We start from the raw sequence: 3,106 nt of genomic DNA on the forward strand, positions 1-3,106 counted from the left end.
CATTAAAAGTCAGCTCGCCAGTCATTTCATCTTTCACTTCTCCGAAAATACTGAATCCATTCGTTTCTGTTCCAACTTTTTCAGCTAAAAATTGCAGCATTGGATGCGGGTGAACTTGGACCAATCCCGTTGCCAATTGATTGACCGCATTCACTCCTTGTCCAGCAGCACTCGAGTGAACGGCTTTGCCATTTACTGTAACCGCTTGGTCCGTAAGGGTCTGGCTGATTCCCAGTTCAGCTAATTTTTGGCTCACAAGTTGAGCATCTTGCCCTTGGTACTGAGCATTGCCCGGAACGACGTTAAAAGCATCGCCGCAAGCGAGTACAAAATCAGAACTTCCAGGACCGATCAATTTGGCCTGCAGCAGTCCTTTTTCAGCATAGGTTACCGGGAAAGCACTATCCGGTACAAATCCTTTTGTCGGTTGTTCTTCTTTTAAGTTGTAATGAGCCATACACCGCCATAACGTTTCTTCATCTGTTCCAAAAACAAACCGGATGCGTTTATTAAACATAACCCCGCTATCAACGACTGCTTTAAAAGCATACAAAGCTGCAATCGTCGGGCCTTTATCATCTTGGCTGCCTCGACCATACATAACGCCCTCTTTCACAACTGCTTGAAAAGGATCCGTTTCCCACAAAGCCAAATCACCTGCCGGAACAACGTCCAAATGGCACAAAACAGCGATCAGCTCTTCTCCTTGTCCATAGTCAGCATAGCCATAAAATCCCGCTGGATCATGATAAGTAGTCATTCCCAATTCTTCGCAAATCGTTAAGGCTTCTGTCAAACAGTCTTCAATTGCTTTTCCAAATGGAGGAAAGCTAGTCCCATCTGCTGCATTAACAGATGGAATATCGATCAACCGTTTTAATGCAGCTAAACTTTCTTTTTGATGTTTTTCTGTTATCCAATTTTTCATATACTTACACAGCCGCCTTTTTATTTTATTTTTTATTCTTCAATGGATACATATTTTAGATTTACGCTATTGATTTGACTCATGTGGTAATTTTTAACCGAACTTCTTAACAACATCGCTTGTGCCTGCTGGTAAAGCGGAATAATTCCTGCATCTTCCAGCAAAATCTTTTCAGCCGCTAAATCATTGGTCCATTTTTTCTCAGCATTCCCGCTGTCTTCTCCCATAGAAGCTTCAACTAACGCATCATAGTTTTTATTGGAGTATTTTCCGCCATTAAAAACAGAACCTGATAGAAACAAACTCAAAAAGTTATTGGTATCATTTGTGTCTGCACCCCAACCAGACAACAACAAATCGAAATCGCCATTATCGCCTAATTCGATTCGATTCTTAAAAGGAACACTTTTAATCGTAATTTTTACACCTGGTAAATTTTTCTCAATCGTATTTTGTAAGTATTGACTAACTTTTTTTGTCACTTCATCATCATCCGCTACCAATTGTAAATCAACTGTTGAAATGCCCAACTCTTTTTGTGCCGTTTTCCATAATTGAGTAGCTTTTTCAGGCTGGTAATCTAAGTAAGAACCTGAAGCTGCTCTAAAGTCTTCTCCAGTTGTCGGATCTTCGACTAACCCGCTGGTAACCAGACCTCCAATTGGTTTAGACCCATTGGCAATAATACTTTCGGTTAACTCTTCACGTGATACCGCTACGGCTAATGCGGTTCTTAAATTTTTATTTTTTAGAGCCGGATTATTGACATGATCCAATTCCAAATAAATCGATTTTGCCGTTAATGGTGCCATAAATTCAGGATCTTGATTGTATTGTTGAGCAAACTCACCTGTTAAGGTAATCGAATCAATTTCTCCATTGTTATATAAATTTAAGCCTGTCGACGTTTCTTTGATCACTTGATTGGTAACAGTGGTTAAAGCAACATTTTCCTGATCCCAGTAGACCTCATTTTTTTCATAAGTCCAGGACAAACCTGTTCCGTCCCAATCTTTTAAGATAAAAGGCCCATTGTAAAGAGCGGCATCGCTATTAGTCCCAAATTCAGAATCTTCAGCAGTAACAAACGATTCTTTTTGAGGAGAGAACGTCGGTTTTGTAATGAGTTTCAAAAAGTTTTCTACTGGTTTTTCTAATGTAATTTCTAGCTCTAAATCATTGAGCGCTTTAATCCCTAGTTCATCAACTTCTGCTTCCCCCGCTAAAATAGCGTCAGCATTTTTAATATCCGTCATGACAAATGAATAATTAGCAGCTGTTTTGGGATCTACAATCCGTTTCCAGCCATATTCAAAATCAGCAGCTGTTAGGGCTTCTCCATTTGACCATTTTAAATCCGGCTTTAAGGTGAAATGATACGTCAAACGGTCTTCACTAATCTCCGGCTCACCCTCAGCCAAAGCCGGTATTGGATTTTCTTCTGTATCCAAACGGTACAAGCCTTCCATCACTTGATTCAAAGCTGTAAAACTAATGGTATCTTGTGATAAAGCCGGATCGATCGTCGGCAATTCTGAAGCTACACTTAAATGTAAGGTCTGTTCTGCTCCCCCTTGAGCATCAGATACCGAACTTTTATTTGTTGTTTGTCCATTTGACTGTGCACAGCCACTCAAAAAGGCCATGCTGACGGCTAAATAAGCTAATTTTTTCATCTGCTTTCTCTCCCTCTTTTTAATTCATTTTTCAGTCGTATCCCCATACTTCTCAAAACAATTAAATCTTTTTACTATCATACAAGAATTAACATAAATATACAATATAAAACCTTATTTTTAATAAATAAAAGGTTTTCATGCATTTTTATTGAATATATTCATTTTAAATCTCTATTTATTCATAGACATACTTTTTTCTAAAACTCATCCACTGGGCTATCGGAAAAGCAAAAAAAGCAACCTTATAGCAAAAATGCCATAAGGTTGCTTATACTACGCAAACAACTAAACTAGTCTCTTTATTATATAAAAATAATAAATAATTAAAACTCTACTTGTATCCAATTAATCACGGCTAGACGAAATGCGTTCAAATAAAATACGCATTTTTTTTAAGGTGTGGGCTTCGCCTCCGCCTTCGTGACCGTTATAAGGGTACAGGAATAGCTCTTTTTGACTCTTGATGCGATTGTAGGTTGCAAAATAATTTTTTGCAGGA

At 38.5% G+C, this 3,106-nt stretch carries 2 protein-coding genes; both read right to left on the bottom strand.

All coding sequences use genetic code 11. From position 1 onward, the window contains the following. Positions 1-928: Sapep family Mn(2+)-dependent dipeptidase (locus tag RT405_RS10830; protein WP_313469641.1), on the bottom strand; the 928-nt coding region annotated here is incomplete at its 3' end. A gap of 32 nt (positions 929-960) precedes the next feature. Then, positions 961-2,604: a peptide ABC transporter substrate-binding protein gene (locus tag RT405_RS10835; protein ID WP_313469642.1), complete on the bottom strand. Its 1,644-nt coding sequence runs from the start codon at positions 2,602-2,604 to the stop codon at positions 961-963. Positions 2,605-3,106: the final 502 nt, after the last annotated feature.

This window comes from Carnobacterium sp. (assembly GCF_032094055.1).
Taxonomy (GTDB): domain Bacteria; phylum Bacillota; class Bacilli; order Lactobacillales; family Carnobacteriaceae; genus Carnobacterium_A.